Origin of the sequence: Phenylobacterium sp. (assembly GCF_030645195.1) — a bacterium.
In the GTDB taxonomy this organism is placed as follows: domain Bacteria; phylum Pseudomonadota; class Alphaproteobacteria; order Caulobacterales; family Caulobacteraceae; genus Phenylobacterium.
Window position 1 is genome coordinate 1 of the sequence record NZ_JAUSLW010000214.1, and the last position, 5701, is coordinate 5701.

General features: G+C 68.6%; 6 protein-coding genes. 5 read left to right on the top strand and 1 reads right to left on the bottom strand.

Annotated features, from left to right (window positions below; genetic code table 11):
* On the bottom strand, positions 1-832 hold an 832-nt coding region (locus tag Q7T09_RS19615), incomplete at its 3' end, for an aspartate kinase (protein WP_304701889.1).
* 114 nt (positions 833-946) lie between these two features.
* Here Q7T09_RS19615 and ubiG point away from each other — a divergent pair.
* The 5 genes from ubiG to Q7T09_RS19640 form a co-directional block, all read left to right on the top strand.
* Positions 947-1693: a bifunctional 2-polyprenyl-6-hydroxyphenol methylase/3-demethylubiquinol 3-O-methyltransferase UbiG gene (ubiG, locus tag Q7T09_RS19620; protein WP_304701890.1), complete on the top strand. Its 747-nt coding sequence runs from the start codon at positions 947-949 to the stop codon at positions 1691-1693.
* A 26-nt stretch (positions 1694-1719) separates the two neighbouring features.
* Positions 1720-2523, top strand: coding sequence for an FkbM family methyltransferase (locus Q7T09_RS19625; RefSeq protein WP_304701891.1), 804 nt, complete (start codon positions 1720-1722; stop codon positions 2521-2523).
* 61 nt (positions 2524-2584) lie between these two features.
* Positions 2585-3259, top strand: a complete 675-nt coding sequence (locus Q7T09_RS19630) for a tetratricopeptide repeat protein (RefSeq protein ID WP_304701892.1) — start codon at positions 2585-2587, stop codon at positions 3257-3259.
* 154 nt (positions 3260-3413) lie between these two features.
* Positions 3414-5039 carry a long-chain fatty acid--CoA ligase gene (locus Q7T09_RS19635; RefSeq protein ID WP_304701893.1) on the top strand — a complete coding sequence of 542 codons (1626 nt, stop codon included), beginning with the start codon at positions 3414-3416 and terminating at the stop codon, positions 5037-5039.
* Positions 5040-5104: 65 nt separating this feature from the next.
* A partial coding sequence (locus Q7T09_RS19640; protein WP_304701894.1) for an alpha/beta fold hydrolase occupies positions 5105-5701 on the top strand: 597 nt, incomplete at its 3' end.

Here is a 5701-nt window from a genome sequence, read left to right on the forward strand (position 1 = left end):
CGTACAGCGTGATCTTGGCCTCGTCGCGGCTATAGGCGACCCCGCTCACGATGCGCTTTTCCATGATCTCTTCCTCGTCGCACACGATGGTGCCTTGGCCGGGCGCTTCGCCGGGCTCGACAAAACTGGACAGCACCCGCAGCGGCACGTTCTTGGCCATGGCGAGCTCGACGGAGCGGGTCTGCAGGACCTTGGCGCCCAGGGACGCCATCTCCAGCATCTCCTCGTAGGAGATCTTGCTGAGCTTGCGGGCCTTGCTCTCGATGCGCGGGTCGGTGGTGTAGACCCCGTCCACGTCGGTGTAGATGTCGCAGCGGATGGCGCTCACCGCCGCGGCGATGGCCACGGCGCTGGTGTCGGAGCCGCCGCGGCCCAGGGTGGCGATGCGACCGTCGCGGGTCACGCCCTGGAAGCCGGCGATCACCGCCACCTGGCCCGAATCCATCGCCGCCACCAGGTTCTCCGGCGGCACGTCGTCGATGCGGGCGCGGCCGTGGGCGTCGTCGGCGACGATCGGGATCTGCCAGCCCATCCAGGAGCGCGCCGGCAGGCCCATATTGCGCAGGGTCATGGCCAGCAGGCCGGCGGTCACCTGTTCGCCCGACGCCACCACCACATCGTACTCGTCGTCGGAGGGCTCAAGCCCTTGCGCCGCGGCGCCGGCGCCGTCGGTCCAGGCCACCAGCTCATTGGTCTTGCCGGACATGGCCGAGACCACCACGGCCACCTGATGGCCCGCGGCCACCTCGGCGGCCACCAGCCGACCCACGCGCCGGATGCGCTCCAGGTCGGCGACGGACGTGCCGCCGAATTTCATCACCAGCCGGGACATGGGCGTGGTCACAAGCTCCTTGAGGGGAGAGGGAAGGGCCGCGTTCTAGCGACGCTGGGCCCCCGGGGCAACGCCGGGCTTCGCCTTGGCGCCGATGGCGGGTAGAAGGGCCTCATGACCGTCGCCTCCAGCATCGACCCCGCGGACGTCGAACGCTTCTCCCGCATCGCCGCCGAATGGTGGGATCCGCGGGGCAAGTTCGCGCCCCTGCACAAGTTCAACCCGGTCCGCCTGGCCTTCATCCGCGAGCAGGCCCTGATCCGGTTCGGCCGCGACAGCCAGGCGCGCAAGCCCTTCGAGGGGCTGAGCCTGCTGGACATCGGCTGCGGCGGCGGCCTGCTGTCCGAGCCCATGGCGCGGCTGGGCTTCTCGGTCACCGGGGTCGACGCCTCGGAGCGCAATATCGGCACCGCCAGGGCCCACGCCGCCGAGCAGGGGCTGGCCATCGACTATCGCGCCGGCACCGCCGAGGGGCTGGAGGCCGAGGGGGCCGGGCCCTACGACCTGATCCTCAACATGGAGGTCATCGAGCACGTGACCGACCCGGGCGAGTTCCTGCGCAGCTGTTCGCGCCTGCTGGCGCCCGGCAGTCTGATGATCGTGGCCACCCTCAACCGCACCCTGAAGGCCTTCGCCCTGGCCAAGGTTGGGGCCGAATACGTCCTGCGCTGGCTGCCCGCCGGCACCCACGACTGGACCAAGTTCCTCAAGCCCGACGAGCTTCGGACCTTCCTCAAGGACGAGGCCCTGCGGGTCCAGGGGCCCTTCGGCGTGACCTTCGACCCGCTCAACGGCCGTTGGTGTCGGTCGTCGGACTGCGACATCAACTACATGATGACGGTTACGCGCGACGCGTCGTAAAGACGGGCCGTTCAAAGGAAGTACTCATGGCTTCGATACGCGTGCTCAGCCACGCTTTCCGCGCTTGGCGGCGCAATATGAAGTGGGCGAAGCACGAGCCGGAGACGCCGTATCTGGCCGACCTGCTGTCGGGGGCGCCGGTTTGCCTGCACGTGGGCGCCAGCGACGGGCGCCACTCCTATGTCATGACCCAGGTGGCGCCGGACGCGCGCATCTACGCCTTCGAGCCCTCGGCCTTCACCTTCGAGGTGCTGAAGCACTGCCTGGCCTGGCACGGCATCTCCCGCCAGGTGACCCCGATCCACGCCGCGGTCTCCGACGCGCCGGGCGAGATGCTGCTGGTGACGCCGAAGAAGACCTCCGGCCGCATGGGCCGCGCCTACGCCTTCGTCTCCGACGCGCCGCCCGAGGGCAAGGTCCGCCCCGACCTGGAGGACGTCGGCGTCGAACTGCAGCCGACCCCGGTGGTGACCCTGGACGACTATTGCCGGACGAACGGCATCGGCCGCGTCGACTTCATCCGCATGGACATCGAGGGCGCCGAGCAGAAGGCGCTGAACGGCGCCCTGGGCATCATCGACCGCGACCGTCCCCATGTGCTGCTGGAAATCCATCCCGCCATGTTGGAGGCCCGGTTCGGCGGCACCGCCGAGGGCGTGGTGGAGATGTTCCGCTCCCGCGGCTACCGCATGTTCGCCCTGAACGGCGACCGCCTGGAGGAGCGCACCACCGTGGTGCCGAACCTGCCCTGGAAGGACTACTTCTTCGTCCACCCCAGCCGCGCCCCCAAGCTCCCCGACGGCGTCTTCAAGGCGCGGATGGCGGCTTAGGGCCGGATTGCGACTCTAGATCGCAATGATGTAGCGTCCCTGCGGCATGCGGGCGGGAATGATGCGGCGCGAAGTATCGATCACGCTTCTGGCTCTGTTGATCGGGCTCGCGGTACCGGCTTCGTCAAGCGCCGCTTGGGGGCCGCGTTCAACGGACAAGTCGGCCCGCCAGCCGCTCGCCCCCGCCCAAGCCGCCGCCTTCGAACAGGCCATGCTCCACTTCAATCGCAAGGAGTATGCGCAGGCGATTCCGTATTTCGATGAGGCGATCAGGCTCCAACCTGGTTTCGCCGTTGCTCTTGCGCAGCGTGGCTTCGCGCACATCGAACTGGGTGAGTTCGCCGACGGGGTCTCAGATCATGACGCCGTCCTGCGCCTTGCGTCCGATAGTCCAAATGCATTCGCCAACAGCTGCTGGGCGCGAGCCGCGGCGGGTGCAGACCTCGATCTTGCCCTGGACCTCTGCAATCGGTCCCTGGAGATGCAGCCCAGCTTGGCCGGCTTCGACATGCGCGGCTTCGTACATTTCCGCCGCGGAGAGTTCAGGGAAGCCATCAAGGATTACGACGCCTCGATACGCATTCGGAGCTCAGGTAGTTCGTATTTCATGCGGGGGGTTTGCAAGGCGAGGCTTGGGCAGGCGGACCAAGGCTTGGCCGATATCCGCATCGCAATGAAGAAGGATCCCGGCGTGCGGGATCAATATCGACGCTTGGGCGTCGAAGCGCCGGCGTGAACCCGCAGTATTCTGGTCAATCCCAAGGGCGTCTTCGGTCAGCGGTTGGCGCGCCATTTCCGAGACTTCGCCTGAACTGGATTGCTCGACCCTAGCGCACCAAAGGTGCGCGTCCTAGAACCGCCCCAACAACGGTATCGGGGAGGGGACAGCGATGCTGGCCTTGATGATGGACCGGGCGCTGAGCCTGCCGTCCATCCTGGAATATGCGGCGACCTATCACGGCGACCGGGAGGTGGTGACGCGCACCGTCGAGGGGCCGATCCACCGCTACACCTATGCCGAGGCCCTGGTGCGCGCCAAGCAGATGGCCAATGCGCTCACCGCGCTCGGCGTGAAGCCCGGCGACCGGGTCGCCACGCTCGCCTGGAGCACCCACCGCCACTTCGAGCTCTACTATGCGGTGAGCGGCATCGGCGCCGTGCTGCACACCATCAATCCGCGCCTGCACCCCGACCAGGTGGCCTGGGTGGCCAACCATGCCGAGGACAGCCTGCTGCTGTTCGACATCAGTTTCGGCGAACTGGTGGGGGAGCTGGCGGCCAAGCTGCCCTTGGTGAAGGCCTTCGTGGCCCTGACCGACCGCGAGCACCTGCCGCCGGAATCGCCGGCCGGGACCCTGGTCTATGAGGAGTTGATCGCCGCCAATACGCCCGACTTCAGCTGGCCGGAGCTGGACGAGCGGACCGCCTCGGGCCTCTGCTACACCTCCGGCACCACCGGCAATCCCAAGGGGGTGCTCTATTCGCACCGCGCCACGGTGCTGCACGCCATGGCCATGGTGCAGCCCGACGCCTTCGACCTCGGCGCCCGCGACGCCGTCCTGCCCTGTGCTCAGATGTACCACGCCAACGCCTGGTGCACGCCCTATGGCGCGCCCCTGGTGGGGGCAAAGCTGATCCTGCCGGGCCGCCATCTCGACGGGCCCTCGATCTGCGAGTTGGCGGTGGCCGAGAAGGCCACCTTCCTGCTGGGGGTGCCCACCATCTGGATCGGGGTGCTGGACCACCTGGACCAGACCCACCAGAAGCTCACCAGCGTGCGGACCGTGGCGGTGGGCGGCTCGGCGCCGACCGCCGCCCTGATCGGCCGCATCGAGGACCAGATGGGCGCCACCGTGCGCCAGATCTGGGGGATGACCGAGACCAGCCCCATGGGGGTGATCAACACCGCCCTGCCGAGCCATGCCGGGGAGGACCGCGCCACCACGACGGCCCGCAAGCTGAAACAGGGCCGCGGCCTCTGGGGCGTGGAGATGCGCATCGTCGCCGACGACGGGAGCCTCCAGCCCCGCGACGGCGCCAGTCCCGGCGCCCTGCAGGTGCGCGGACCCTGGGTGTCCTCGGCCTATTTCAAGAACGAGGGGGCCCAGGCCTTCACCGACGACGGCTGGTTCGACACCGGTGACATCGCCACGATCGACGCCGAGGGCTATCTGCGGCTCACCGACCGGGCCAAGGATGTCATCAAGTCGGGTGGGGAGTGGATCTCGACCCTCGACCTGGAGGACGCCGTCTGCTCCCACCCCGCCGTGGCCATGGCCGCGGCCATCGGGGTGCCCCACCCCAAGTGGGACGAGCGGCCCCTGCTGCTGGTGACCCTGCGGCCGGGTCAGACCGCCGATCCGGAGGTGCTGAAGGCCCACGTCGCCGCCCGGGTCGCCAAGTGGTGGACGCCGGACGAGGTTCGGATCGTCGAGGCCCTGCCCATCGGGCCCACCGGAAAAGTGCTCAAACGCGAGCTGCGTGATCAGATCGCCGCCACGGTTGCGCCCAGCTAGAACCGCCCTTGCCATCGCGCGTTCAGGCCCCAGGTAATATTCAAGAACCTGGTGGAGTTGACGACGTGGCGCGCAGACGGCCCAAGGGTGTGCTTGAAATTACGTGGGCGGTGGCGGAGTCGGCGGCCTGGGGCCGGACCGAGCACGTCCCGGTGTCGGGCGACTATCCCGATCACGTGGTCCGGCGCACGACCTTCAGCGCCGGCGGCGGCCTGGGCTGGCGACTGTCGGCCATCGAGAGCCCGCGCGCGAAGCTCGCCCCCTGGAAGATCGTCGTGGTCACGGGCGCGCCGTCCTGGGCGGAGTACTGGGCGCCGGCCATCGCCGCCCTGCCGCAGGATCGCGAGATGGTGGTGGTGGACCGCCCGGGTTACGCCGGCTCCGAGCCGGTGGAATATGTCGGCGATATCGGCCGGCAGGCCCTGGCGCTCAGCCCGCTGCTACAGGCGAGGCCCGGCCAGAAGATTCTGCTGGTGGGGCAGTCCTACGGCGCGGCCATCGCCACCCTGATGGCGGCGTCCAATCCCGGCAAGGTGGCCGGCCTGGTGCTGCTGTCGGGCTATTACGGCCAGCCCGGACCGACGGCCGCGTGGCTGCTGAAGGTCGGGGCCCGGATGCTGAAGATCATTCCCCGCGACGTGCGCCATGCCGTCCTGGAGGTC